General features: G+C 64.4%; 27 protein-coding genes and 1 tRNA gene. 15 read left to right on the top strand and 13 right to left on the bottom strand.

Going from position 1 to position 24107, the window contains the following annotated elements:
* Window positions 1-63: 63 nt before the first annotated feature.
* From VIM61_15000 to VIM61_14990, 3 genes are read right to left on the bottom strand one after another with little or no spacing between them, the layout of a single operon-like run.
* Window positions 64-1872, bottom strand: coding sequence for a pseudouridine synthase (locus tag VIM61_15000; GenBank protein HEY8901717.1), 1809 nt, complete (start codon window positions 1870-1872; stop codon window positions 64-66).
* 48 nt (window positions 1873-1920) lie between these two features.
* On the bottom strand, window positions 1921-3162 hold the full coding sequence (locus VIM61_14995) for an MgtC/SapB family protein (GenBank protein ID HEY8901716.1): 1242 nt from the start codon (window positions 3160-3162) through the stop codon (window positions 1921-1923).
* 47 nt (window positions 3163-3209) lie between these two features.
* A complete protein-coding gene (locus VIM61_14990; GenBank protein ID HEY8901715.1) occupies window positions 3210-3836 on the bottom strand; it encodes an HAD family phosphatase in 627 nt (208 codons plus the stop codon).
* 80 nt (window positions 3837-3916) lie between these two features.
* Here VIM61_14990 and ilvN point away from each other — a divergent pair, with 80 nt between their 5' ends.
* The 3 genes from ilvN (at window position 3917) to VIM61_14975 (ending at window position 6467) form a co-directional block, all read left to right on the top strand.
* Window positions 3917-4396 (top strand): acetolactate synthase small subunit, encoded by a 480-nt coding sequence (gene ilvN, locus VIM61_14985; protein ID HEY8901714.1) that lies wholly within the window; start codon window positions 3917-3919, stop codon window positions 4394-4396.
* 36 nt (window positions 4397-4432) lie between these two features.
* Window positions 4433-5461, top strand: a complete 1029-nt coding sequence (gene ilvC / locus VIM61_14980; GenBank protein ID HEY8901713.1) for a ketol-acid reductoisomerase — start codon at window positions 4433-4435, stop codon at window positions 5459-5461.
* Window positions 5462-5933: 472 nt separating this feature from the next.
* Entirely contained in the window at window positions 5934-6467 is a 534-nt protein-coding gene (locus tag VIM61_14975) for a hypothetical protein (GenBank protein HEY8901712.1), read from the top strand.
* Between the two features lie 140 nt (window positions 6468-6607).
* Here VIM61_14975 and mscL read toward each other — a convergent pair whose 3' ends face one another.
* A complete protein-coding gene (gene mscL, locus VIM61_14970; GenBank protein ID HEY8901711.1) occupies window positions 6608-7030 on the bottom strand; it encodes a large-conductance mechanosensitive channel protein MscL in 423 nt (140 codons plus the stop codon).
* Window positions 7031-7057: 27 nt separating this feature from the next.
* Window positions 7058-8074: a WYL domain-containing transcriptional regulator gene (locus VIM61_14965; protein ID HEY8901710.1), complete on the bottom strand. Its 1017-nt coding sequence runs from the start codon at window positions 8072-8074 to the stop codon at window positions 7058-7060.
* A gap of 52 nt (window positions 8075-8126) precedes the next feature.
* On the opposite strand from VIM61_14965, the gene VIM61_14960 reads away from it, so the two are divergent.
* A complete protein-coding gene (locus VIM61_14960) occupies window positions 8127-8279 on the top strand; it encodes a hypothetical protein (protein HEY8901709.1) in 153 nt (50 codons plus the stop codon).
* Between the two features lie 16 nt (window positions 8280-8295).
* On the opposite strand, the gene VIM61_14955 is transcribed toward VIM61_14960, so the two are convergent.
* Together VIM61_14955 and VIM61_14950 are read right to left on the bottom strand one after the other, a co-directional pair.
* Window positions 8296-8718 carry an ATP-binding protein gene (locus tag VIM61_14955; GenBank protein ID HEY8901708.1) on the bottom strand — a complete coding sequence of 141 codons (423 nt, stop codon included), beginning with the start codon at window positions 8716-8718 and terminating at the stop codon, window positions 8296-8298.
* The gene (locus VIM61_14950; GenBank protein HEY8901707.1) at window positions 8715-9992 is read right to left on the bottom strand and encodes a GAF domain-containing SpoIIE family protein phosphatase; all 1278 of its coding nucleotides are present in this window, start codon (window positions 9990-9992) and stop codon (window positions 8715-8717) included. The genes VIM61_14955 and VIM61_14950 overlap by 4 nt, the downstream gene beginning before the upstream one ends.
* 85 nt (window positions 9993-10077) lie before the next feature.
* Here VIM61_14950 and VIM61_14945 point away from each other — a divergent pair, with 85 nt between their 5' ends.
* The 11 genes from VIM61_14945 to VIM61_14895 all read left to right on the top strand — a co-directional run bounded on the left by VIM61_14945 (window position 10078) and on the right by VIM61_14895 (window position 18901).
* Window positions 10078-10872 (top strand): hypothetical protein, encoded by a 795-nt coding sequence (locus tag VIM61_14945; GenBank protein HEY8901706.1) that lies wholly within the window; start codon window positions 10078-10080, stop codon window positions 10870-10872.
* A 5-nt stretch (window positions 10873-10877) separates the two neighbouring features.
* Entirely contained in the window at window positions 10878-11342 is a 465-nt protein-coding gene (locus tag VIM61_14940; GenBank protein HEY8901705.1) for an NfeD family protein, read from the top strand.
* A 44-nt stretch (window positions 11343-11386) separates the two neighbouring features.
* Window positions 11387-12406 carry a flotillin-like protein FloA gene (gene floA / locus VIM61_14935; protein ID HEY8901704.1) on the top strand — a complete coding sequence of 340 codons (1020 nt, stop codon included), beginning with the start codon at window positions 11387-11389 and terminating at the stop codon, window positions 12404-12406.
* 12 nt (window positions 12407-12418) lie between these two features.
* A complete protein-coding gene (locus VIM61_14930; GenBank protein HEY8901703.1) occupies window positions 12419-12937 on the top strand; it encodes a hypothetical protein in 519 nt (172 codons plus the stop codon).
* Window positions 12938-12978: 41 nt separating this feature from the next.
* A tRNA-Leu gene (locus VIM61_14925) sits at window positions 12979-13061 on the top strand.
* 13 nt (window positions 13062-13074) lie between these two features.
* A complete protein-coding gene (gene nagA / locus VIM61_14920) occupies window positions 13075-14232 on the top strand; it encodes an N-acetylglucosamine-6-phosphate deacetylase (GenBank protein ID HEY8901702.1) in 1158 nt (385 codons plus the stop codon).
* A gap of 139 nt (window positions 14233-14371) precedes the next feature.
* A complete protein-coding gene (locus VIM61_14915) occupies window positions 14372-15682 on the top strand; it encodes an amino acid permease (GenBank protein HEY8901701.1) in 1311 nt (436 codons plus the stop codon).
* Between the two features lie 13 nt (window positions 15683-15695).
* Complete coding sequence (locus VIM61_14910) at window positions 15696-16826, top strand: hypothetical protein (protein ID HEY8901700.1); 1131 nt, start codon at window positions 15696-15698, stop codon at window positions 16824-16826.
* 18 nt (window positions 16827-16844) lie between these two features.
* A complete protein-coding gene (gene modA / locus VIM61_14905) occupies window positions 16845-17591 on the top strand; it encodes a molybdate ABC transporter substrate-binding protein (protein ID HEY8901699.1) in 747 nt (248 codons plus the stop codon).
* Window positions 17592-17603: 12 nt separating this feature from the next.
* Window positions 17604-18275 (top strand): molybdate ABC transporter permease subunit, encoded by a 672-nt coding sequence (gene modB / locus VIM61_14900; protein HEY8901698.1) that lies wholly within the window; start codon window positions 17604-17606, stop codon window positions 18273-18275.
* Window positions 18272-18901 carry an ATP-binding cassette domain-containing protein gene (locus VIM61_14895; GenBank protein ID HEY8901697.1) on the top strand — a complete coding sequence of 210 codons (630 nt, stop codon included), beginning with the start codon at window positions 18272-18274 and terminating at the stop codon, window positions 18899-18901. The genes modB and VIM61_14895 overlap by 4 nt, the downstream gene beginning before the upstream one ends.
* Window positions 18902-18981: 80 nt before the next feature.
* Here the strand turns inward: VIM61_14895 and VIM61_14890 are convergent, their stop codons facing one another.
* The 6 genes from VIM61_14890 to VIM61_14865 all read right to left on the bottom strand — a co-directional run bounded on the left by VIM61_14890 (window position 18982) and on the right by VIM61_14865 (window position 24078).
* Window positions 18982-20145 (bottom strand): pyridoxal phosphate-dependent aminotransferase, encoded by a 1164-nt coding sequence (locus VIM61_14890; GenBank protein HEY8901696.1) that lies wholly within the window; start codon window positions 20143-20145, stop codon window positions 18982-18984.
* A gap of 52 nt (window positions 20146-20197) precedes the next feature.
* Complete coding sequence (locus tag VIM61_14885; GenBank protein ID HEY8901695.1) at window positions 20198-21364, bottom strand: nucleoside-diphosphate kinase; 1167 nt, start codon at window positions 21362-21364, stop codon at window positions 20198-20200.
* Between the two features lie 105 nt (window positions 21365-21469).
* On the bottom strand, window positions 21470-21892 hold the full coding sequence (locus VIM61_14880) for an NUDIX hydrolase (GenBank protein HEY8901694.1): 423 nt from the start codon (window positions 21890-21892) through the stop codon (window positions 21470-21472).
* 64 nt (window positions 21893-21956) lie between these two features.
* Window positions 21957-22694: a superoxide dismutase gene (locus VIM61_14875; GenBank protein HEY8901693.1), complete on the bottom strand. Its 738-nt coding sequence runs from the start codon at window positions 22692-22694 to the stop codon at window positions 21957-21959.
* Window positions 22695-22730: 36 nt separating this feature from the next.
* Window positions 22731-23432: a PEP-CTERM sorting domain-containing protein gene (locus VIM61_14870; protein ID HEY8901692.1), complete on the bottom strand. Its 702-nt coding sequence runs from the start codon at window positions 23430-23432 to the stop codon at window positions 22731-22733.
* A gap of 16 nt (window positions 23433-23448) precedes the next feature.
* Entirely contained in the window at window positions 23449-24078 is a 630-nt protein-coding gene (locus VIM61_14865; GenBank protein HEY8901691.1) for a prepilin-type N-terminal cleavage/methylation domain-containing protein, read from the bottom strand.
* Window positions 24079-24107: the final 29 nt, after the last annotated feature.

Here is a 24107-nt window from a genome sequence, read left to right as displayed (position 1 = left end):
AGCAAAGCCCGCTGGCGAGGATGACGATCCAGAGAAGCGCGATGGCGAATCTGGATCGGGGGCTCATGCGACGGCGGCGAAAGGGGGTTGCGCCCAGGCGGGCGGCGTCGCCTCGAAGGCGATGCGCTCGGCCGTGAGAGGGTGCGCGAAGGCGAGTCTCCACGCGTGCAGCTCGAGTGGCGGGGCGCCGAGCGGAAGGGTCTGGGTGTCGCCGAGCTGGTGGCCGCGTAAATACGTCGGGTCGCCGCAGACGGGGAGGCCGAGCTGCCAGAGGTGAATGCGAATCTGGTTCGTGCGGCCGGTGAGTGGCCGGGCCTCGAGCAAGGTGGTGCCGTCGGGGAAATGCTCGCGCACGCGGAATTCCGTGCGAGCGGGCAGGCCGTTGGATTCGTCGACCGTGCGAGCGCCGAGGTCGCCCGGTCCGGCGCTGATGGGCAGCGCGCAGGCAAATGCCTCGTCGGCCGGCCGGCCCTGCACCCGCACGAGATAGGTTTTCTCGACGGAGCCGTGCTCGAACTGGTGCTGGAGCAGGCGCGTGAAGTGACGGGTGCGACCGAAGACGACGAGGCCGGTGGTGTTCGCGTCGAGCCGGTGGGCGGAGCGAGGATTCTGCGGCGCGTAGACCGTCGCGAGAATGGATTGCAGCGTATTCCGATCGAACCGGCCGCCGGGGTGCATCGGCAGGGGGGCGGGTTTGTCCACGACGAGGATGGCTTCGTCCTCGTGAAGAATGCGGATGTCGGCGCTGACGTCGGGCTCGACGACACCAGGCGTGCAGCGGACATAGCGTTCGCCGGCTCGCACGATATGGTCGGCGCTCACCGGGCGATCCGCGGTATCGCGCCAGGCGCCGGTCTCGCAAATGCGCTGCCATTCCTCGCGCGAAATGTGGCCGAAAAGAGTCGTGAGCATGTCGAGCAGCGGCAGGCGGTCGCATGATGCGGGGACGTGGACCGGGCGCCGATGCTCACCGGGCGCGCTGCCGGGCAGGGGCATTGTGGCGTCGCGGATCGCCTCCTGCCGGCTGGCAAGGAGCTCGGCCATTTTCTTGGCGGGCTCCTTGTGACAATGCGGGCAGGCGTGCGGCGGCTGGAAACGGGGATCGCGCTGATCTTCGGCGGTGAGGGGCGCGAGGCAGGCGAAGCACAGGCCGGAATCCGTCTCGCGGAGGCTCGGGTCGACCCCGACGCGCTGGTCGAAGACAAAGCATTCGCCGTCGTAGTGAGCCCCGCCGCATTCCTCGAAATATTTGAGGATGCCGCCATCGAGCTGGAAAATGTGGCGAAAGCCTTCTCGCTCCATGAACGGCCCGGCCTTCTCGCAGCGGATGCCGCCGGTGCAGAACATCACCACGGGTTCGTCCTTGAGCGATGCGGGCAGCGTCTTCGTGGCGGCGGGAAATTCGCGGAAATGATCGATGCCCAGCGTGCGGGCGCCGCGGAAGGTGCCGAGCTTCACCTCGTAGTCGTTGCGGGTGTCGAGCAGCGTGACGGGCCGGCCTTCGTCGAGCCATTGCTTGAGGGTGGCGGCGGGCAGTTTCGGCGACGGGCGCGCGACCGGGTCGATCCCCTCCACGCCGAACGCGATGATTTCCCGTTTGATCCGCACGAGCATGCGGTTGAATGGCTGGTCCGCGCTCTCGCTGAACTTGGGCGCGAGGCCGGCAAGCCCGGGAATCGCCTGCAGCTCCGTCATGAGACCGTCGATCTCGGCCCGTCCGCCGGCAACGAAGAGATTGATGCCTTCCGGGCTGAGCAGGATCGTCCCCTTGAGTCCCGCTGCCCTGCAGTGAGCGAGCAGACGCTCGCGAAGCGGCTTCAGGCCGTCGAGGCGGGCGAATTGGTATGCGGCAACGTTGAGAAATCCGGCCATCAAGTTCCTGCTGAAGATGAAAGGGATCGAACCGCTGGCAAGCGCGAATCATCCGGGCCAGACCCAGAGGATGAATCCGCCGGCGGCGACCACACCTCCGAAGGCCACGCCGATGCGCCGGGCGAGCATTCGCGAGCCCACCGCGGCGACGATCGCAAATTTGAAGAAAAAGTTTGCCAGCGCCGCGATCAGGATCGTCCGCCAAACGGTGGCCGGGTCAGCCTTGCCCTCTCCCGCCAGTTGGGCTATGGAAAGCGTGATGGCGTCCATGTCCGTGAGGCCGGAAATGAAGCCCACCGCAAAGAGGCCCGGCGGCCCAAAGTGATTCTTCGCGACCCCGACGGCCAGGAGGACCAGGGCGTAAAGACCTCCGAAGATGAGAGCGGCCTTGAGTTCGGCGGGGTTCTGCTGCTCGGGAAGAGGTGCGCTCTGTTTCCGGACCAGAAAATACAGGCTCCCGGCGATGGCGATCGCCACCGCGAAGAGCACGGCAATGGGCGGCGCGATGACGGGAAAAAGCGCGGGTGAGACGATGGCGATCTCCATCAGCACCCGGGCGAGGGCGGTGCACGAGGCGACCATGATGACGACCGCTGCCAGGGGGACGACGGTGGCTTGGGAACTCGCTCGCCGCGCGAAACTTACCGTCGTCGCCGTGCTGGAAATCAATCCACCGATCGCTCCGCCCAGCAACGAGCCGGTCCGCGCGCCCAGGAATTTGTAGGCCATGTAACCACTCAGGCTGATGCCGACAATCAGCACCACCATCAGCCAGATATGGAAGGGGTTCCAAACGCCGTAGGGCCCGTAGTCCTCGTGAGGCAATACCGGCAGAATGATGAGGCTGAGGACGACAAACTGCACGATCGCCCGCATGTCGCGCTCGCCGACGGCGGCGGCGAGGCGATGCAGGGGCTGCTTGAGATGCAGAAGCACAAACATCATTCCGCCGACCACGGTCGCGACGGCGAGGTGATCCATGCCGGCGAGCACGCCCACGGCGTAGAGCAAGAGGGCGGCAACCTCGGTGGTCATGCCGGCATCGGGCGGACCCGCCTTGAGCTTCGCGAAATTTGCGAACATGACCACGGCCGCCAGCGCCAGCAGGCCCGCGCCGACGATCCATCCCCCGAAGGTGTGGGCCATTTGGGCGCAGACGGTGCCGAGGACGGAAATGAAGGGAAAGGTGCGGATGCCCGCGATCGACGAGTCCGAGCGCTGGCGCTCGAGTCCGAGCAAAAAGCCCAGACCGAACGAGACGGCGAGTTGCTGGAGGAGCAACGCTTCCACGCCGGCAATTTACAACATCCGCCGGCCTTTGGCGACGGCCGGCCGGGTCAGGCCGCTGGCGGCGGAGTGATCGTCGCGGCGATCGCCGGAGTGGGCACGAGCACGTATTTCATGCCGGCGGCGATGGCCGCCTTGATGCCGGTCGGACTGTCCTCGAAGACGAGGCAGGCTTCGGGATCCACGCCGAGCCGGCGGGCGGCTTCCAGAAACGGGTCCGGCGCGGGTTTGCCGTGCTCGACATCCTCCATGCCGACGATCGTGTCGAAGTATTGGGTGAGCCCGAGGGCGTCGAGTGTCTTGATGACGATCTCGCGGTGCCCGCCGCTGGCGACGGCCATGGGCGCCGTGCCGTGGAACTGCTTCACGAGCGCGACCACCGGCTCGATCGGCAGCACCTCGGGGATGAGCTCGGCGAAATACCGTTCCTTCACGACCGGCACGACGTTCACGTCGAGGTTCGTGCCGAATTTCTCGTTGAGTTGCCGGACGATGACGGTCGTGGGCTTGCCGCCCCAGGCATAGAAGAGATCCTCAGGGAAGGTGCCACCGAGTTCGTCGAGAGCGCGGGTCCATGCCTTGAAGTGCGCGGGCATGGTGTCCGCGATCGTCCCGTCGCAGTCGAAAATATAGGCTTTGAACGGGTGAGCGGGCAGTTCGAGTCGGGCGCTGGACATAAAGAGCGCACCGTAGCGAGCACAAAACGGTTTGACGAAGCGAAAGTTCTTCCGCAGTGTCGTCGGTTCCTTCACCTGCCATGCGCCATACTCTCTCGGTCCTCGTTGAAAACAAATTTGGCGTGCTCACGCGCGTCGCGGGGATGTTCAGCGGTCGCGGCTTCAACATCGACAGTCTCAACGTCGGCCCGACGCTCGATCCCACGACCTCCCGCATGACGATCGTCGTGCGCGGCGACGACAAGGTGCTCGTGCAGGTCACCAAGCAGCTCGACAAGCTCGTCGAGGTGATCGACGTGCAGGATTTTCACGACGAGCAATACGTCGATCGCGAGCTCGTGCTCATGCGCGTGAAGGCCGATTCCGTGACCCGCGCCGAGGTCATGCAGATCTGCGACATTTTCCGCGCGAAGATCATCGACGTGCAGCCGGAGCGCCTCTCCATCGAGGTCACCGGCACCGGCGGCAAGATCGATAAGTTCATTCTCCTCATGGAGCGTTTCGGGATCATCGATCTCACCCGCACCGGCAAGGTCGCTCTCTCGCGCACTAACGACTAAGAGTTTTCACCCCCGTCAGAACAGCATCACCTCATCATGCCCGCTAAAATCTATACCGACAAAGACGCCGACCTCAAAGTGCTCAAAGGCAAGACCCTGGCCGTGATCGGCTTCGGCTCCCAAGGCCATGCCCATGCCCTCAACCTCAAGGAGAGCGGCGCCAAGGTCGTCATCGGCCTCTACCCGAAATCCAAGAGCCGCAAGGTCGCCGCTGACTACGGATTCGAAGTCCTCGACACCGCCGAGGCCGTCAAGAAAGCCGACGTGATCTTTGTCGCCGTGCCCGACACGAAGATTCCTTCGATCTACAAGAAGGACATCGAGCCGAACCTCACGAAGGGCAAGACGCTTCTCTTCAGCCACGGCTTCGCGATTCACTTCAAGACGATCGTTCCGCCGAAGGACATCGACGTGATCATGGTTGCCCCGAAGGGCCCGGGCCACATCGTCCGCCGCCAGTTCACCGAGGGCAAGGGCGTGCCCGCCCTCATCGCGATCTACCAGAACCCCAGCAAGAAGGCCAAAGCCATCGCCCTCGCCTGGGCAAAGGGTGTCGGCGGCACCCGCGGCGGCGTCATCGAGACCAGCTTCAAGGAAGAAACCGAGACCGACCTCTTCGGTGAGCAGGCCGTGCTCTGCGGCGGCGCCAGCGCGCTCGTCCAGGCGGGCTTCGAGACCCTCGTCGAGGCTGGTTACAGCCCGGAGATGGCCTATTTCGAGTGCCTCCACGAGCTCAAGCTCATTGTCGACCTCATGAACGAAGCGGGCATCGCCGGCATGCGTTTTTCGATCTCCGAGACTGCCAAGTGGGGCGACGTCACCGTTGGTCCGAAGATCGTCGACGCCGGCACCAAGAAGCGGATGAAGCAGGTCCTCAAGGACATCCAGACCGGCAAGTTCGCCAAGGAATGGATCAAGGAATACGAGTCCGGCTATCCGAAATACAACGCCCTCCTCAAGGCCGGCGAAGCTCACCCGATCGAGAAGACGGGCGAGCGTCTCCGCGGCCTCATGCCCTGGATCAAAAAGCGCAGCACCAAGGGCGCGCAGGCTTCCTACAAGTAAGTCCGACCACAGGCTATCGTCGAGGGCGGCTCCGTTTCGGAGCCGCCCTTTTCTTTTTTCGGAGCGGGCCAGTCATGCATGTTTGGCCGGAGCAAGGGGGCATTCCACGACGAGCGTCGTGGCGGTGAAGATTGTGAACCAGCGCCGGAACGACCCCAACAGTGCCTGTCGGCAAAACATTGAAGTGGGAACATCCGCCGTCCTTGAAGGCATGACCAGGCTCCTTCTGCGGCGGCCGCGGCGGCGCATCTCAAGGCGCGTCCCAGGCTGTGAGGCGTTCGATCGAGGAATCCGTTCTCGACAGACTTCACGGAGAACTGACTCCGCGCCCTGCGCGACTGATGGCTGAAAGGCAAGGACTTAATAAATTCTGCTCCGTGGGAAAGCGTTGACATTATTGGCTCTCTCTTCTTATTTTTCGGGCACTGCTATCGGGTGCCAAATCTGATTTGCGGGAAAACCCTTAAAACAAATGAAAAAACTCACACTCAGCCTTCTGCTCGCCGCGACTCTCGTCGCCGGCAACGCCTTTGCAGGCGTGGAATCGAAGTCGTTCAAGGACAAGGTTCCGGTCGTTCCCGAGGAATGCAAATTCCGCGACATGGAGTTCCAGCTCGATACCTTCTACACCGGCTTCTTCGGTTCGAAGGGCAGCACGCTCAGCACCGGTTCCGGTGGTGGCTTCGGCTTGAACTTCTTCTTCGCGAAATACTTCGGTATCGGTTACGAAGCTGCCTGGTATGACAACAACGGCACCGCCGAGCACATGCCGCTCGCGGGAACGTTCTTTGTCCGTTACCCGATCTGCTCGATCAGCCTCGCTCCCTACCTCATGGTTGGCGGTGGTGCGGCCTGGGACGGCACGACGATCGGCTACGGCAACGTTGGTGGCGGTCTCGAGTATCGCGTGACCAAGAACATCGGCCTCTTCGTCGATGGTCGTTACTTCTACGGCGGTTCCGGCAATGTCGGCAATCTCCGCAGCGGTCTCCGTTTCGCGTTCTAAGCGACTCGCAAGCCAGAAACTTCAAACGCCGTTCCGCGCCATGCGGGACGGCGTTTTTCTTTTTCGGCGGAACGCGAAGATCGAAGGAGAGAGAATCCGACCGGGAATCCCTCCGCGCACTTCGCGGCCGGAAGGGAGAACTACTTGTTCTTCAGGGCGTCGCGAATCTCTTCGAGCAGGACTTCCGTCTTGGTCGGAGGCGCGGGCGGCGGCGGCGCGGCGGCCTGCTCGCGTTTGAGGCGGTTCACCGCTTTGACGACGAGGAAAATGCAGGCGGCCACGATGAGAAACTGGATGACGTTGTTGAGGAACAGGCCGTAGGCGATGATGCCTGCCTTTTGGGCCGTGGCGAGATCCGCAGCCTTTGCCGCGGCCTCGTTGAGAGGGATGTAAAGGTTCTCGAAGGAGACCTTTGCCGTCAAAATGCTGATGGGCGGCATCACGACGTCGGACACCAGCGAGGAGACGATTTTTCCGAAAGCCGCTCCGATGACGACGCCGACCGCGAGGTCGATGACGTTGCCGCGGGCGATGAACTCCTTGAATTCCTTGATGAGGCTCATGAGCGATGTTCGTTTTCCGTCTGCGTATCAGGCTTTGTATTTCTTCGCCATGGCTTTCGTGGTCGCGGCCATTTTCTCGCGCAGACTTTTGGGTTTGAGCACTTCGGCGTGTTCGCCGCAGCTGAGAATCCAGTTTTCCAGATCGGGGGCGATGCTTACTTCCATGCGGAGTTCGACCGTGCCGTCGGCATTGGGGCGCAGCTCCTGCGAGGGATGCCACTTGCGTTCGCTGGCGAGGCGCGCGGCGAATGCCTCGAGTCGCAGGACGACGCGTTCGACCTTGCCGGTTTGGAAGGCGGAGAAGCTGCCGGAGAACATTTCGGCTACCGAGAAATCCCTGGGGCGCGAGAAAGTGGAGCCGGTTTCCGAAACGTCCTGAAGCCGGGCAAGGGCGAAGGTGCGCACGGCTTCGCGGTCGCAATCGTAGCCGATGAGATACCATTGATTCGCGAGGCAGCCGAGATGGTAGGGACGGACCTGTCGGGGCTCCGCGTTGCCTTTCTTGAGCGTCTGGTAGGCGAAACGCACTTCGCGGTGCTTGAGCGTCGCCTCGGCGAGAGTCTGGAAGGCATCCAGCTCGGTGACCGCAAGGCCCTGCGGGCGGAAGGAGATCGCCTCGGTGAGCTCGTGCAGGGCGATGCCGCTCTCGCCCTGAAGGCCACTGGCCAGCTTGGCGAAGGCGGAATGCAACGGCTTCTCGAAGGCAGTGCCGCGGTATTGCTCGACGGCCTTCTGGGCAATGAGCAGGGCTACGAGCTCGCCGTGGCTGACCTGCACCGTGGGAAAGTTCGAGACGGATTCCGTGTAGTAATAGCCGTGCGAAGCTCGCTCGTAGGCGACGGGCAAGCCGAGCTGGTCGCGCATGAATTCGATGTCGCGATGGATTGTCTTCGTGGCGACCTCGAGCTCCCGGGCCAGCTTCGAGCAGTTTGGCATGCGGCCTTCGAGGAGCTGCTGGTGAATCGCGAGCATGCGGGCCAGCGGAGGGCGGGAAGAACGGCCCAGCGCGGAGCCTTCAAAATTTTTTTCGGATTGTGCAGCCATCAGACAGCCAGTGTCCGATCCCTGAAGGTAGAGTCAACGCAGCAATATGAAAATGATCAACGAACTGCTGAAGACCCTCCGCGCGCAAAACGGTCCCATCTACCAGCAACTCGAGTTGCCGCTGTCGGGCCGCCGCCTCACTCGCAACGAAGAGCGGACGATCCTGCGTCTCCGCCGGCTGCGTGAGCGCCTGGCGACGGCCTGATCTGCGTCACTCCGAGTCAGCAGGTGCGGGAGCAATCCGCGGGCGAAAGCGATTTCGTCAGCGTGAGTCTTGTGCCTCGAGGTTTCGGCTCGAAGACGACGTGGTCGAACGCGGAGTGCATGATGCACACGCCGAGGCCGCCGGGACGAAAATCGGCAAGGTCGCGACTGCGAATCTTCGCGGGATCGCAGGATCTGCCGTAGTCGCGGAGGGTGCAGCGCACGCTCCTTCGGAGGCGGTCGATGCTCAGGCGAATCATGCTTTCGGTGGGGCCACCATAGGCATAGCGAATGATGTTCGTGCAGGCCTCGTCGAGGGCGAGGACCATGAGTTCGGCCTCCATTTCCGGCACACCGGCGTGGAGAAGGAAATCACGCGCCGCGGAGCGCATGGCGGCCAGTTCTCCCGTGTGGGCGGGAAATTTCAACTGCAGGTTCATTCGAAGCCGGCGATCAGCAGGGTGAGGTCGTCGCGGGGCGGGGTGTCGTCGCGGTGGGTTTGTTCGACGGTCACGAGATGATCCACGATGGAACGTGCCGATGCGAACGGGCGGCTGAGATGCCCGAGGATCGTCTCGTCGAAAAATTGCTCCGTGCGCGGGTCGCGGGATTCGGAAAGGCCATCCGTAAAGCAAACGAGATAGTCGCCGGGCGCAAGGTCGACTTTGCCTTGCTGGTAGGCGACCTGAGGCAGCACGCCAAGAGGCAGGGCGCCAGGGGTGACGATCTCGAGGGGCTCGCCTTCCTTTCGGACGACGATCGGGCGGCAGTGGCCGGCGCTGGCGATCTCCACCCGGCCGGAGTCGGGAATGAGCCGGCCAACGAGCAGCGTGACGAACATGCCGCGCACGATGTGATCGTGCAGCGTGGCATTGAGCGTGGAGAGGGCGTTTGCGGGGCTCGTCGTGGTTGTGAAGACGAACTGCATGGCGCTGAGCGTCTGCGCCATGAGGAGGGAGGCCGGCATGCCCTTTCCGGACACGTCGCCGATCGCAAAATAGACTTCGGACGGGCCTCGCGGCTTCACGAAGAAGAAATCGCCGCCGACATCGGTCGCGGCCTTGTTGTAGCTTGCGAAGTTCACGCCCGGGATATCGGTCGGGATGGCCCGGGAAAGCAGCTCCTGCTGAATCTCGGCCGCGATGGAGACCTCGCGTTCGATGCGCTCCTGCTCGCGGAGGCGGTCGATGGCGCGAAGCTTCGTGATGGCGGTCGCGATCAGGTTCGAATAGGCCTCAAAGGCCTCGAGCTCCTCTGGCTCGAAGGACTCCTTGCCCTGCGGGTTCAGCACCTGCAGCACGCCGATCACCTGATCGTTCCAGTGAAGTGGGGAACAGAGGATCGAGCGGGTGCGAAAGCCGGTGGCGAGGTCCGCGCCCCGGAAAAAGCGGGGATCGGCGTAGGCATCGGGAATGAGCAGGCTTTGCCGATGCTCGAGCACCCAGCCGGCGATGCCCTGGCCGGACTCCACGCGGATCCGAGGCTGGGTGTATTCCCCTTCGCCGTGGGAGGCGATCACGAGATCAAGGTGGCTGTTGCCCTCGTGTCGCAAGAAAAGCGAGGCGGCCTCGGCCTGAATGACTCGGCGGGAGACCTCGAGAATCGCCCGCAGCAACTCGTCGTAATCGGTGATCGAATTGATGAGTGCGCTGACCTCGACAAGACCGCGGTAGATCTCGAGGGATTTGCGCAGCGATGCGATGTCTTCCGCCACATCCTTAGGATTCCAGCCCCGGGGGCCGAAATCGAGCGGGAAAAATCACTGGAAATCCGGTCGACCTGCGCCAGAGTGCCCGTTGGTGAAAACGCTCCCATTTCTTTTCGTTCTTCTCTCCCTTGCCGCCGGGCGCGCAATGGGCGCCACCGCTTACGAGGCCTTGCAGGTCGTGAAACAGAGCCGCGGCGACGCGGTCCTCAAGAATCTGGTGGAGGTGCGGGGCGAGACTGGCCAGCCGCAGCCGCAGAGCTGGACGATTCTCATGAGCGATGCGTCGGCGCGCGGCGGCGTGCGCGAGTTCGTGGTGACGGGAGGCGAAATCGCTTCGGAGCGGACGCCGGTGCGCGGAGTTGCTGATGCGAGACAGTCCACCGCTCTCGATTTTGCGCGGCTGAATCTCGATTCCGACGGGGCTTTCAAGCTCGCGAACAAGGCGGCTTCCGAGGCCAAGGTCGGGTTTCACTCGGTGGATTACACGCTTCGCACGAATAGTGCGGACGGCGCGCCCCAGTGGCAGCTTCGCCTTTCGGACTACATGGGCGCTCCGGTTGGCGATCTCGAGATTTCGGCGGAAAGCGGGAAGGTCGTGCAGACGTTGCAGATCGATCCGGACTCGCGTCAGCCGATCGCCGAGACGGAGGCAACCACCACGGAGACGACCAAGGCACCCAGGGAAAAAACGCCCACCCATTTCAAGGGAGGCGTTTTCGGCTTCGTTGAGCGGACGGCGAAGGACATCGGCACGACGACCAAGGACGTCAGCCTGAAGGTCGGCTCGACGGTCAAGAAGACCACGTTGAATGCCGTCGGCTCGATGCAGGAAGTGCTCACTGGCGATCGCACGATCGGCACGCCGACGCCCACGCCGAGCCGGTAGTTCTCATGGGTATCATCCTCCTTCTCGCGGGCGTCGGCTTCACGCTGATGCTCACCGAGATGTTTCTGCCGGGAGGGGTGCTCGGAATTCTCGGGGGACTGGCGCTGATCGGCGCCGCGGTCGTCGGGTATGTGAATTTCGGCATGGCGGGCGGCACGCTGATCCTCGTCGCGCTGGGCATGCTCACCCTGGCGGGCTTCTGCACGTGGATGAAAGTCTTCCCGCGGACGGCCGTTGGACGTCGGCTGACGCTCGCGAGTTCGCTCAGTTCGGGGGATACGATGCCGGAATCCGACGGACTGGCAGGCCTCGAGGGCGTGGCGGCGACCACGCTGCGACCGGCCGGAAAGGCGCTGATCGCGGGACGACGAATCGACGTCGTGGCGGAAGCCGACTTCATCGAGGCAGGGACGCCCATCGTCGTGATCGCCGTGGAAGGCGCTCGCGTCGTCGTGCGGAAAAAGATTTAGCCCGGAGCCCGATAGCGGGATAGAGTGCCGGAAATTCTTCCACCATGGGTCCTACTCTCATCCTTGTTTTGTTCGGTGCGGCACTCCTCGCGGTGCTGATAGCCGTGGTTCTCTTCGCAAATTTCTTCGGAATCTGGCTGCGGGCAAAGATCGCCGATGCACCGGTCGGTTTTGCCAAGCTCATCGGCATGCGCCTGCGTCGTGTGCCGGTTGGATTGATTGTCGATAGCCGCGTGACGGCGGTGAAGGCCGGGCTTCCGTTGGAATCCGACCTGCTCGAGGCCCATTACCTCGCGGGAGGCAGCGTGCCGAACGTCGTGCTCGCGCTCATCGCGGCCGACAAGGCGGGTATCCCGCTCGATTACAACCGCGCCTGCGCGATCGATCTCGCAATCAAGGGCACGAGCAAGACGGTGCTCGAGGCCGTGCGCACGAGCATCAATCCCAAGGTCATCGATTGTCCGAATCCCGGCACTGGCCGCACCACGATCGACGCGGTCGCTCGTGACGGCATCGGCGTGAAGGTGCGCGCCCGAGTGACCGTCCGCTCGAATCTCGACCGCTTTGTCGGTGGCGCGACCGAGGAAACGATCATTGCCCGGGTCGGCGAAGGCATCGTCACATCGATCGGCTCTGCCGCATCCTACAAGGAAGTGCTCGAGAATCCCGACCGCATCTCGAAGACGGTGCTTCAGAAGGGGCTCGATAGCGGCACGGCTTTCGAAATTCTTTCCGTCGACATTGCGGACATCGATATCGGCGACAACGTCGGCGCGAAGTTGCAGGTCGCCCAGGCCGATGCGGACAAGGTCGTTGCCCAGGCGAAGGCGGAAATGCGTCGCGCGGCCGCCGTCGCCAGCGAGCAGGAAATGAAGGCCCGCGTGCAGGAAATGCGCGCGAAGGTTGTCGAAGCCGAGGCCGAGGTGCCGCTCGCGATGGCCGAGGCCTTCCGCAATGGCAATCTTGGCGTGCTCGATTACCTGAAGATGAAGAACATCCAGTCCGACACGCAGATGCGCGAGTCGATCGCCACGCCGGACAAGAGCTCCCATCCCGCCGAATAACCGCGACTCGCCGTGGAGCAACTCGTCATCCTTCTCGTCATCGGCGCCATCAGCCTCGTCAAATGGCTGCTGGAGAAGTCTGCCGAGGCGCGCGAGCAGCGCAAGGCCGCGGAGCGCTTCGAGAAGGCCGATGGCCCGGCGGCCCCGTCGCCGCTGCGGCCGGTCCCGCCGGCTTTCGATCGTGATGAAGCTGCGCGGAAGTTGCGCGAGGCGCTGGGGCTTCCCGACGAGGCCGAAGTGCCGCCGCCGCTGCCGGCTCCGGAGCCGGTGATTCTTTTCGAGCGCCCACTGCCCGAGCCGCCGCCGCTGGTTTTCGCGCCGGATCTCGAGCGGCGCTACGTGGAGGTTGTCGAAGAGGAGGGGCCGCCGGCGGTTCCCTTCTCTGCGCCCGTTCCGGCTCCCGTTCCTCCGGCGGACAGAAAGCCGGCCGCTTCGGGGACGCTCGAGGATTTGCTGCGCAGTCGGGAAGGCCTTCGCCGGGCCATCCTCGCTCGGGAGATTCTTGGTCCGCCGAAGGGCCTCGCTTTTTGAGTGGCGCGCGGGCCGAACGTGCCGCATATTGCCCGCTCATTGCCGGCGTGGCGGAATTGGCAGACGCGCTAGACTCAAAATCTGGTTCCCCTTGGGAGTGTGGGTTCGAGACCCTCCGCCGGTAGTTTTCCTCGACTGTGAGCACGCGCTTCACAAATGCCCGGCTCTGCCTGCCGGATGGCTCGATCGCCGAAGGCGACCTCGTCGTGCGCGATGGCCGCATCGCATCCGTCGGTGGCGCTGGCCACGATGGCGACCTCGTGGACTGCGAAGGCGGTTTTCTCGCCCCGGGATTCATCGATCTCCATGTCCACGGCGCTCTGGGCCGCGATACGATGGAGGCGACGCCCGAGGCCTTCGAGACGATCTGTCGTTACCACGCGACGGGCGGCACGACGACGCTCGCGCTTACGACGATCTGCGCGACGTGGCTGGACATCGGCCGCGTGCTGGACGCTGCGCGCGACTGGCGAGGCGAATCCGGGAAAACCGGGGCGCGGCTGGCGGGAATTCATGTCGAGGGCCCCTATTTTTCGCGGGAGAAGCCCGGTGCGCACGAGCTGTCGCTCATTCGCGAGCCGAGGGCGGACGACATCGATCACTGGGTGCGCTACGCCGATACGATCACGCAGATCACGCTCGCGCCGGAACTTCCCGGCATGGAGACGCTCATTCCGGAGCTTGTCGCGGCGGGCATGCGCGTGAGCTGCGGGCACAGCGACGCGTGGGATGAGGAGGCGCGGCGGGCGTTTGCGGACGGAGCGCGGCAGGTCACGCACGCGTTTAATTGCATGTCCTCCGCCCGGCGTCGGGGGGCGTATCGCGTGGCGGGGTTGCTCGAGGCGGCGCTGGCGGATCCCGAGGTGCTCTGCGAGGTCATCGCCGACGGCTGTCATGTCTCCCCGACATTGCTGCGCATGCTGTGGAATGCCAAGGGCGCGTCGCGCGTGGCGCTCATCACCGATGCCTCGGCCGGAGCCGGACTGGAGCGCGGCGCGGAGTTTTCGCTCGGCGCGGTGCGGTGTCGCGTGGGCGACGGGGTGGCGCTCACCGCCGATGGCGTCGCGCTCGCCGGCAGCACCTGTCGGATGATCGATGGGGTGCGCACGCTCGTCCAGGAGGCAGGTGTGCCGATCGGCGAAGCCGTGCTCGCCGCGACCCGCACGCCCGCAGCCGCTCTCGGATGCGTCGACCGAGGGCAACTCGCCCCGGGCTTTTGTGCGGACCTTGTGCTCTTCGACGATGCGTTCGGGATGCGCGGAACGTGGGTAGCCGGCCGGCGCGTGGTTCCCTGATCAGCGCCTGGGCTCGACCGGATTCAGGTCCGTGCCGAAGGTGATGCTGTCCGCGGCGCGGCCGGACGATTTCGTTGGTTCCGGGATCGTGCCGGAAAATCCGGGGCGGCGAGGCGCGGATATGCTACCTGTCTCCGCAATGAACAATCGGCGCCGCATCGGGTGGTTCACGTGCACGGCCATCGTGGTCGCAAACATGGTGGGCACCGGCGTGTTCACGAGCCTCGGCTATCAGGTGGGCGGCCTGCCGTCGGGTTTTGTGCTGCTCACACTGTGGGCCCTCGGCGCGATTTTCGCGCTCTGCGGAGCGCTGTGCTACGCCGAGCTGGCGGCGGCGCTGCCGCGGTCCGGCGGCGAATACAATTTTCTCAGCCGGATTTACGGGCGACCGATGGGGTTCATGGGAGGGTTTGTCTCGGCCACGGTCGGGTTCGCTGCACCGGTCACGCTTGCGGCGCTCGCGTTCGGGGAATACTTCGCCGCGGTGTTTCCGGGCTCGTCGCCGCGGCTTGCCGCGACTGTCGTTGTCCTGGGGGTGACGGCGGCGCATCTTGTCACGATCGGGCTCAGTCGCGGCTTTCAGGTGCTCTTCACCTCGTTGAAACTCCTGCTCATCCTCGTGATCATCGTTGCCGGCAGCCTCGGTGGACCGAGCGAGCCGATCTCCTTTCTTCCGCACAGCGGGGATGCCGCGCTCCTGTTCTCCGCGCCGTTCGCGGTGTCGCTGATGTATGTGATGTATGCCTACTCGGGCTGGAACGCGGCGACTTACGTGACCGGCGAGGTGCGCAATCCGGCACGCGACGTGCCGCTGGGTCTGATCGCCGGCACCCTCTTCGTCGGCGTGCTTTATGTGGCGCTCAACGCCGTGTTTCTCAAAACCGTGCCGATGGCGGCGATGGTCGGGAAAATCGACGTCGGTCATCTCTCGGCGGTTGCGATCCTTGGCGAGGAAGGCGGTCGCGTGCTCTCGGGGTTCATCTGCGCGGGCCTCATCTCGACGATCAGCGCGATGACGTGGGCCGGCCCTCGCGTGATGCAGACGATTGGCGAGGACTTCCGATCGCTGCGATTCTTCGCGCGGACATCGTCCGGTGGCATCCCCGCGCGCGCCGTGATTGCGCAGACCGTCTTCGTGCTCGTCCTGCTCTGGAATGCCAGCTTCCAGCACGTGCTCGTCTCCGCGCAGTTCGCTCTCGTCATCTGCGGTTTGCTCACGGTCGCGGGCGTGCTCGTGCTGCGAATCCGCGAACCACGGCTGGCGCGGCCGTTTCGATGCTGGGGATATCCCGTCACGCCGCTGCTCTTTTTGACGATTGCCGGGTTCACCCTCGTTTACACGGCGATCAACGAGCCCCATTCCGCGCGGGACGGCACGCTAACGGTGCTTGCCGGGCTGGCGATTTATTACGTCGGGCGCGCGATGCGTGGCAAATCGCGGCCGGCGTAGTATGGTGCGCGCCATGAGATGGCTCTGCGTCCTCTTCGCCTCGTGCGCGACCACGTTCGCGCAGCTCCCGCCCGCCGGCTCGACACCGAACGATCAGGCCCGCTTCCTCTCCGGCCTGCGCGTTTCTTCAGGATCTCCGCTGGAGCCCTGGCAGCGCACGGCGGAATACGTCGACCATGCGCGGCAATACGCGGCCACGTGGCGAAAATTCGACGAGCGCTATTTCGGGCCGATGCGGCAGTTCGCCGCGCAGCAGCTCGTGCCGCGCATCGGCTCCGGCCAGACGCTCTACTACCTTTTCTCGGGTCCGGATTTCATCAACGCCTTCGCGTTGTTCCCCGATGCCCCCGCCTACATCATGGTCGGTCTCGAGCCGGTGGGCTCGATCGTCCCGCCGGAGCAGCTCGATCTGCCGCGCATCATGGCCGGCCTCGCCAATCTCCGGAAGGCGACCGACGTGACGCTGAAATTCAGCTTCTTCATCACGAAGGACATGAAGGTCGATTTCGAGCAGACCGACTTCAAAGGCGTGCTGCCCATCCTGGAATCCTTCATCGCCCTTGGCGGCGGACAAATCCTCAGCGCGGAGCCCTTTAGTCCCGGCGCGGGACTTCCCGGCCTGCGCATCCGCTTCCGCAAGAATCCCGCGGCCGCCGAGCAGGTCGTCTACTACATCCAGGGCGACCTCTCGAACGATGGGCTGAAATCGCACGCCGCGTTGCTCGAGTGGGCCGGTGGATTCCAACCCGCCGTCGGCTACCTCAAAGCCGCCAGTTATCTTTTGCATGAGCCGTATTTCTCGCGGGCGCGCGACTTCCTGCTCACGAAGAGCCGCGCGATCCTGCAGGACGACTCCGGCATCCCGTTGCGTGACTACATGGCGAGCGGCCCCTGGCATCTGAACTTTTTCGGTAACTACACCGGCACCCTCGACCTCTTCAAAAAATACGTTCAGCCCGATCTGGGGGCCGCCTACCAGCAGGCTGGCGCGACCTCGCTCGAGTTCGGCACCGGCTACAAATGGAAGAAGGGCGAGTCGAACCTGCTGCTTGCCATTCGTCAGGCGGCGGTGCCGCGGCCGGAGGCGGCGAATGTCCCGCATCCCTCGAGCCCGGCCCCGCCGGTGCCGAATCCCGGTTTCTAGGTCCGTCCGTTCGTCTTCATGAGACTCCTCCTTGCCGTCGCTGCGCTTCTCTCGTTTTCGAACCTGCTTCGCGCCTCGGAAGTTCATGTCTTCGCCGCGGCCAGCCTCACCGATGCCCTGAAGGCGCTTGCGCCTGCCTATGCGGCTAAATCCGGGAACAGGCTGGTCTTCAATCTCGCGGGCTCGAACGCTCTCGCCCGGCAGATTCAGGCCGGCGCGCCGGCGGACGTCTTTTTTTCCGCGGACGAAATCCAGATGGATCGGCTGGCGAAGGCTGGCTTCGTTGACGTTTCCAGTCGCCGGGATCTGCTCTCGAATACGCTCGTCATCGTCGTTCCCCCGGATGGCCCCGCTGCCCTCGATCCCGCCGCCCTGGCCCGGACCTCGGTCAAACGCGTCGCCCTGGCGGATCCAAAAAGTGTGCCGGCCGGCGTCTACGCGCGCGAATACCTGACAAAGCTCGGGCTCTGGAAGGCGATCGAACCCAAGGTTGTGCCCACCGAAAACGTGCGCGCCGCGCTCGCGGCGGTGGAATCCGGCAACGTCGAGGCGGGTATCGTTTACCGCACCGACGCCGCCATTTCCAAGGCGGCGCGAACGGCCTTCGAGGTGCCGCGCGCCGAAGGTCCGAAGATCGCTTACCCCGCGGCGATCGTGTCCGGTGCCGAGAATGCCGCTGCCGCGAAGGATTTCCTCGACTATCTCGCGTCCGCCGAGGGGATGGCCGTTTTTCAGAAGTTTGGATTTCTTCCCGTCGGGGGCTAGGAGACTCCGGGAATGGTGGAGTCCGACGCGCAGCTCTTCTGGTTCACTCTCCTTGCGGCGACACTTGCCGTGCTTCTGAATCTCGGACCCGGTGTGGCGCTGGCCTGGCTGCTCGCGCGCAAGTCCTGGCCCGGAAAGGCGCTCGTCGAGACCTGCGTCGTGCTGCCATTGGTGATTCCGCCCGTCGCCACGGGCCTCATCCTGCTCGAGCTGCTCGGGCGTCGCGGGCCGATCGGGCGCTGGCTGCACCAGTGGGGCGTGGATGTCGTCTTCACTTGGAAGGCCGTGGTCATTGCGATGGCGGTGATGTCTTTTCCGTTGCTCGTGCGCGGCGCGAGGCTGGCGTTCGAGTCGGTGAACCCGCGGCTGGAGAGGGTGGCCGCGTCGCTCGGCGCCTCACCATCGCGCATCTTTGCCACGATCACGCTGCCGCTGGCGTTTCGCGGGATTCTTGCCGGCGTCGTGCTTGCCTTCGCGCGCGCGTTGGGAGAGTTCGGCGCGACCATTCTCGTCGCGGGAAATATTCCCGGACTCACCACGACGCTGTCGACGGCCATCTACAGTGACATCCAGCTTGGCCACGACGGCCACGCGTGGGGGCTGCTCGCCATCTCGGTCGTCCTCGCCTTCGGCGCCGTCGCGTGGAGCGAGTGGCTCCTCCGCAAACGCCCCATTCACGGATGAACCTGCGCCTCGAGAATATTCAGCTGCCGCTGGCGGACTTCGACCTCGCGCTCGATGGTGAGTTCGACATCCGCCTGCTCGCGATCCTCGGCCCTTCCGGTGCTGGCAAGACCTCGCTGCTGGAGATCATCGCCGGGTTGCGGCGTCCCCGCAGCGGACGCGTCCTGCTCGATGGCGAGGTCCTCTTCGACGCCGCGCGGGGTGTGAACCTGCCGGCGCGCCATCGTCGCATCGGCTACGTGCCGCAGGATCTGGCGCTGTTTCCGCATCTCGACGTCAGGGCCAACGTCACCTACGGCGGGGAAAGTTCGAGCAAGAAGCTTGCCGCGATTTGCGACGCGATGGAGATCGGCGCGCTGCTCGATCGGATGCCGGCGAGTCTTTCCGGGGGCGAGAAACAGCGCGTGGCCTTCGCCCGCGCGGTTTCCGCCGATCCGCGACTGCTCCTCCTCGACGAGCCGCTTTCGAATCTCGACCAGCCGCTCAAGGAGCGCATTTTTCCCTATCTGCAGCGGATGCGCGACGAGTTCGGTGTGCCGATGCTTTACGTCACCCATTCGACGCTCGAGGCGGATCGCCTGGCGGATCGTCAGTTGCGGATGGAGGCTGGACGATTCGTGGGGTGACGTTCCTGAAACGGAAAAAGGCCGCTTCGGGCGAAGCGGCCTTTTTCTTTTTGGTGGGAAAGCGTTCCCGAGACGCCGGGCTACAGCGTCTTGGCGAAGTCTTCGATGCGGTCGAGGCCCTTCTTGATGATGTCCATGCTCGTCGCGTAGCTCAGGCGCACGGTGCGGTCGTCGCCGAAGGCGATGCCGGGCACGACGGCGACGTTGGCCTTGCTGAGGAGGCGGTCCGCGAAGTTCGTCGAGTTCAGGCCGAGGGCGCTGATGTTCGCGAGGACGTAGAAGGCGCCGAGCGGCTTCACGGCGGTGATGCCGGTAATGCTGTTCAGGCGGCCGTAGATGTATTCGCGGCGGATGTTGAACTCCTCGCGCATGTCGACGACGCACTGCTGGTCGCCCTTGAGTGCGGCGAGGCCGCCCTTCTGCGAGAACGAGCAGGGGTTCGACGTGCTGTGGCTCTGGAGCGAATCGATGACCTTCGCGATCGGCTCGGGCGCGCCGAGGTAGCCGAGGCGCCATCCGGTCATGGAGTAGGCCTTGCTGAAGCCGTTCACGGTGATCGTGAGGTCGTAGGCTTCGGGCGTGAGCGAGGCGATCGAGACGTGCTCGGCGCCATCATAGACGAGCTTTTCGTAGATCTCGTCGGAGAGAATGTAGATTTCTTCCTCGGCGGCGACTTCGCTGATCTTGCGAAGCTCCTCCTTCGTGTAGACGGAGCCCGTCGGGTTGCCCGGGGTGTTCAGGATGATCATCTTGGTCTTGGGCGTCATCGCGTCTTCGAACTGCTCGGCCGTGATCTTCCAGTTGTTCTCCTCGGTGGTGGGAACGATCACGGGCTCGGCGCCGGCGAGGCGGACCATCTCGGGATAGCTCAGCCAGTAGGGAGCGGGAATGATGACCTCGTCGCCGGGCTCGCAGGTGGCGAGAATGGCGTTGTAGCAGCTCTGCTTCGCACCGTTGCTGACGATGATCTGGCTCGGCTTGTAGTTGAGGCCGTTATCGGCGGCGAACTTCTGCGAGATGGCCTCGCGGAGCTCGGGAATGCCGGAGCTGGGCGTGTATTTCGTGAAGCCGGTCTCGATGGCGGCCTGGGCGGCGGCCTTGATGTGGTCGGGCGTATCGAAGTCGGGCTCGCCAGCGCCGAAGCCGCAGACGTCGATGCCTTCGGCCTTCATCGCCTTCGCCTTGCTGTCGATGGCGAGGGTAAGCGAGGGAGTGAGCGTTTCTACGCGGGAAGAGAGTTGCATGATATTACGGACGGTTGGGCGGTATGCGCGGGTTTTTTCGGGTGGAAAGAGGCTAGTGGCTCGCGAAGTGCGATTCAACCAGCGGTTTAAGATTGTTTTCGGTAATACGAATGATGCCGAACTCGCGCGCGGCATTTTCGGGCGAATCCGAGGCATGCGCGGCGTTCACCATCATGGACTGGCCGAATTCGCGCCGGATGGTGCCGGCGGGGGCCTTCGAAGGATCGGTGGGGCCGAGCACGGCGCGGATCTTGGCCACGGCGTCGATGCCTTCGTAAACGAGGGCGACGCATTTTTCGGTGCCGGGAGTGTCGCGCTTCTCCGGCGGACACTGGCCGGGGCGGGCGCCCGACATGAACTGGACGATGCTTTCCCAGTGCGCGCGGCCGGCGATCGGGCCGAGCAAGTCGCCGAGTTTCCCTTCGGTCTCGTCGCCCAGCGGGCAGCCGAGTTCCTCCTCGGCGGCGAGGCGGGCACGGCGGCCGGTGGACTCGCGCATCACGGTCTCGAGGACGGCCAGCACGGGGCCGTAGAATTCCTCGGCCTGTGCGACGCTCATGTGATGGACCTTGAAGCCGATGATCGACAGGCCGGTGCGGGAAAAAAGATCGATCACGCCGCCGGGGCGGGCGTTCGGGAAGCGGAAATTGTCCGGCTTGATGAGAACGAGCGTCTTCTGGACCTCGCTGCCGGCGGGATAAGGCACGATGCCCTCAAGGATGCCGCCGTCGGTGTCGGAATGGCTCGCCCAGAGGCGGAGATTGGCCTCGGCCGTCTCGCGATTTGGTGCGGCGAGCACGGCGGGCTCGAAATAGTGGACGGTGTCCCCGTCGGCGAAATAGTCGCCGTAGGTGTCGCGAATGGTTTCGCCGGCGGTCGTTTCGTGAACGATGTGGCCGGCGACGGAAAGGACTTTGGCCACGGCGTCTTCGCCGCGGAGGATGAGCAGGAGCGCGCGGCGGCGCTTGCCCTCGGCATTCGGCGCAAGGTTCGCGAGAACGTATTCGCGGATGAGTTCCTGCGTGCGGCGGTGGCGGGGTTCCGTCTCCGTGACAATGGTTTCCGCGTAGGCCTCGACGAGTTCCCGGCCGGGAGCAAACATCCGGCCGGCGACGAGCTCGAGCCCGGAGCGGGAGAGTAGCCGCGAAACGATCCCGCCCGTCCGCGATTTGCGAATCGAGTAAGGCGTAATGATTGCGTATGCGAGCTCTTCGGCCATGCGGATGTGTTGAGAGACTCCGCCTGAGCGGCGGTTTGGCACATCCAGAGCGGAGGGAGAACCTATCGGCCGCTTCCGAAGGGCGTCAATTCGCTTTTTCCGCAGCTAGTGCCGCATGAGCTTCCAGAAATGCCGGAGCGAGGGCGAGGTGTCGCGCGGAAGTTCGGCGTGGTATTCGACCGCGGCGATCTCGCGAGGACGCGGCTTCAGGACGTCGTCGGGCTTGAGGGTCACGCGGAAGAGAAAGGTGATGTTCCGCTTGGCGGGACGGTCGAAGAGCGCCATCTGGCTGGCGAAGATCACGTGAGCGCTCGTTTCCTCGAGAATCTCACGCTTCAGGCCGGCCTCGACGCTTTCCATGGCGCCGATCTTGCCGCCGGGCAGGGTCCAGAGCTTCCGGCCGCGGAGTTGCTTCACCATCAGCACGCCGCCGTGGGCGTCTTCCACCCAACCCATCGCCGAGACTTCCTTGCCCCCGCGTAAGGCGGCCTTCTTGACGGCGACTTTTTTCCCTGGTGGCACTCGCATGAACCAATAAGAAGCGGGGCGGCGTTCGACAACGGCTTTTTTTCGCCGCCCCACGGCGAGGGGGTCAGGCTCCGGCCTTCGCGAAGCGTTCGCCAGCGTGGTCCCAGTCGACGACGTTCCACCACGCGGTGATGTAATCGGCCCGCTTGTTCTGCTGCTTGAGATAGTAGGCGTGCTCCCAGACGTCGATGCCGAGGACGGGGTAGGCGCCCTTGGAGATCGGGTTGTCCTGGTTCGCGGTGGTCTCGATGGCGAGCCCGTCGTCACCGACCACGAGCCACGCCCAGCCGCTGCCGAAAATGCTGCCTGCCTCGGCGGAGAACTTTTTCTGGAACTCGGCAAAGCTGCCGAACTTCTTCGTGATGGCCTCGGCCAGTGCGCCCGTCGGCTCGCCGCCGCCGTTCTTCTTCATCATCGGCCACCAGATCGAGTGGTTGTAGTGACCGCCGCCCTGATTGCGGACGGCCTTGCGGATTTTTTCTGGCACGGCGTCGAGGTTGCGGATGAGCTCCTCGATCGGCCTGTTGCCGACTTCGGGGAAGTCGGCCACGGCGGCGTTGAGCTTCGCGACGTAGCCGGCGTGATGTTTGTCGTGGTGGATCTGCATCGTGCGGGCGTCGATGTGGGGCTCGAGCGCATCGTAGGCATAGGGGAGCGGCGGCAGCTTGAACGGGCCGGTCGGTGCGGGAGCGGCGGCCGCCGGGGGCGGCGTGGCATCCGCGGCGCGACCGAGGAACGCGGGAATCGCGAGGGTGGTGCTGGCGGCGAAGGCGGTGCGAAGGGCGTGACGACGAGTGATCATATGCGGCGTTCGATTGAGGGTGGGTTGATGGATGCGTTACGACCGCCGACGAAGGCGGCCTCCCAAGATCGCGCCAACCGCGCCGATTGCAAAGAGCGCGAGCACGCCTGGCTCGGGCACGGCGACGAAGCTCATCTGGAACGTGTCGCTGGCGGCGTGGAGCGGGCCACCGCCGGGTCCGTTCGTCGAAGTGTCGAAGAGCTGGAAAGTCGCCGTGTAAGTGCCGGCCTGATCGACGCTGAATTGCCGGCCGTGGACGTGGCCAAAGGGATCGTCGCCGGGCAGGGCGTTGTTTTCGCTGAGGTCCCAGCGCATCGTCGGGGACGAGGCTGCACCGACGCCGAGACTGATCGTCGGGCTGACGGCGTTGTCCTCCCAAAACGAAAACGTGCCGCCGGTCGGTCCGCTTACGGACACGAGTTGCACGACGATATGCGAGCCGAGCGCGGCATGGTCGGCCTCGGGGCCGCCGCGGTCGGGAGTCGCCGCGAGCGCGGTGAAAGTGAGGTTGCCGCTGAAGGTTCCGGCATAGTCGCCGGTGGTCTTCCACGTCAGCGAGAGCGCGTAGCCCGATGCGGTGTTGAATGTCGCGCCGTTGACGAAGGCGAGTCGCTCGCCGGCGTCGGCGATGCCGTTGTGATTTGCGTCGATGATGCCGGCGTTGAGGTGGCTGTGCTGGGCGCACAGCGGGCCGGCGAGGGTGACGAGGATCGGGACGATGAGAAGAAGAGATTTCATGAGAATGTGAGTGATTTCAGGGATTGGGATTGATGAAGGCGGAGTCGGCCTCCCGGAGACGCTGGTTCAGCTCCCGGTGGGTGAGGGTCTCGACGTGGCCGTCCACGAAGAGGTAGTTCGACCCGAGCGAATGGCGGATCGGCCCGAGCTCGCCGGGCATGCTCACGAGGACGAACTCCCCGGTTTCTTCATCGAAGAAATGGAAGTGATCGCCGCCCGAGAAACTGTCCGCGGTCTCGGCCATGAACATCGTGGCCGCGGGGCGCGGAATGTTCTGTCGGCGCGAGAAGTTCGGCCCTCTGGCGCGCGGGGTGAGCGCGTCGTTGATCGCGTAGCTGGAGACTCGTCGAGGATTGGGATCCAGCGGGCATCGGTAGGGCTTCTTCGTGCCGAGATACGGCTGGAGCGAAGCGATCCACGAATCGCGCTGGTGCGCGGTCGCGGGCAGCGCGCCGTCGTTGTCCGAGGAATACGCTGCCGCCGCCACGCCGATCGCGCGGAGGTTGGCGAGGCACTGGGTGTTCTTGCCGGCGAGGAATGTGCGTTGCCAGCCAGCAAACGCGAGCCCGGCCAGCAGGGCCGAGACCGCCATGGTCGCGAGGATCTCGACGAGGGTGAAGCCTCGCCGGGAAGGATGTCTTTTCAATGGTTTCCGCACGGTCGCGCCCGCGGGAA

The organism is Chthoniobacterales bacterium (genome assembly GCA_036569045.1).
GTDB lineage: Bacteria > Verrucomicrobiota > Verrucomicrobiia > Chthoniobacterales > JAATET01 > JAATET01.
Note: the sequence above shows the minus strand (reverse complement) of the source record. Positions and strands in the feature narration are given on the sequence as shown.

Excerpts from the sequence above, each read along its gene's own strand:
- VIM61_15000 (HEY8901717.1), bottom strand. The coding sequence starts at position 1,872 with ATGGCCGGATTTCTCAACGTTGCCGCATACCAATTCGCCCGCCTCGAC.
- VIM61_14990 (HEY8901715.1), bottom strand. The coding sequence starts at position 3,836 with ATGTCCAGCGCCCGACTCGAACTGCCCGCTCACCCGTTCAAAGCCTAT.
- ilvN (HEY8901714.1), top strand. The coding sequence starts at position 3,917 with ATGCGCCATACTCTCTCGGTCCTCGTTGAAAACAAATTTGGCGTGCTC.
- ilvC (HEY8901713.1), top strand. The coding sequence starts at position 4,433 with ATGCCCGCTAAAATCTATACCGACAAAGACGCCGACCTCAAAGTGCTC.
- VIM61_14975 (HEY8901712.1), top strand. The coding sequence starts at position 5,934 with ATGAAAAAACTCACACTCAGCCTTCTGCTCGCCGCGACTCTCGTCGCC.
- mscL (HEY8901711.1), bottom strand. The coding sequence starts at position 7,030 with ATGAGCCTCATCAAGGAATTCAAGGAGTTCATCGCCCGCGGCAACGTC.
- VIM61_14965 (HEY8901710.1), bottom strand. The coding sequence starts at position 8,074 with ATGGCTGCACAATCCGAAAAAAATTTTGAAGGCTCCGCGCTGGGCCGT.
- VIM61_14960 (HEY8901709.1), top strand. The coding sequence starts at position 8,127 with ATGATCAACGAACTGCTGAAGACCCTCCGCGCGCAAAACGGTCCCATC.
- VIM61_14955 (HEY8901708.1), bottom strand. The coding sequence starts at position 8,718 with ATGAACCTGCAGTTGAAATTTCCCGCCCACACGGGAGAACTGGCCGCC.
- VIM61_14940 (HEY8901705.1), top strand. The coding sequence starts at position 10,878 with ATGGGTATCATCCTCCTTCTCGCGGGCGTCGGCTTCACGCTGATGCTC.
- floA (HEY8901704.1), top strand. The coding sequence starts at position 11,387 with ATGGGTCCTACTCTCATCCTTGTTTTGTTCGGTGCGGCACTCCTCGCG.
- VIM61_14915 (HEY8901701.1), top strand. The coding sequence starts at position 14,372 with ATGAACAATCGGCGCCGCATCGGGTGGTTCACGTGCACGGCCATCGTG.
- VIM61_14910 (HEY8901700.1), top strand. The coding sequence starts at position 15,696 with ATGAGATGGCTCTGCGTCCTCTTCGCCTCGTGCGCGACCACGTTCGCG.
- modA (HEY8901699.1), top strand. The coding sequence starts at position 16,845 with ATGAGACTCCTCCTTGCCGTCGCTGCGCTTCTCTCGTTTTCGAACCTG.
- modB (HEY8901698.1), top strand. The coding sequence starts at position 17,604 with ATGGTGGAGTCCGACGCGCAGCTCTTCTGGTTCACTCTCCTTGCGGCG.
- VIM61_14895 (HEY8901697.1), top strand. The coding sequence starts at position 18,272 with ATGAACCTGCGCCTCGAGAATATTCAGCTGCCGCTGGCGGACTTCGAC.
- VIM61_14890 (HEY8901696.1), bottom strand. The coding sequence starts at position 20,145 with ATGCAACTCTCTTCCCGCGTAGAAACGCTCACTCCCTCGCTTACCCTC.
- VIM61_14885 (HEY8901695.1), bottom strand. The coding sequence starts at position 21,364 with ATGGCCGAAGAGCTCGCATACGCAATCATTACGCCTTACTCGATTCGC.
- VIM61_14880 (HEY8901694.1), bottom strand. The coding sequence starts at position 21,892 with ATGCGAGTGCCACCAGGGAAAAAAGTCGCCGTCAAGAAGGCCGCCTTA.
- VIM61_14875 (HEY8901693.1), bottom strand. The coding sequence starts at position 22,694 with ATGATCACTCGTCGTCACGCCCTTCGCACCGCCTTCGCCGCCAGCACC.
- VIM61_14870 (HEY8901692.1), bottom strand. The coding sequence starts at position 23,432 with ATGAAATCTCTTCTTCTCATCGTCCCGATCCTCGTCACCCTCGCCGGC.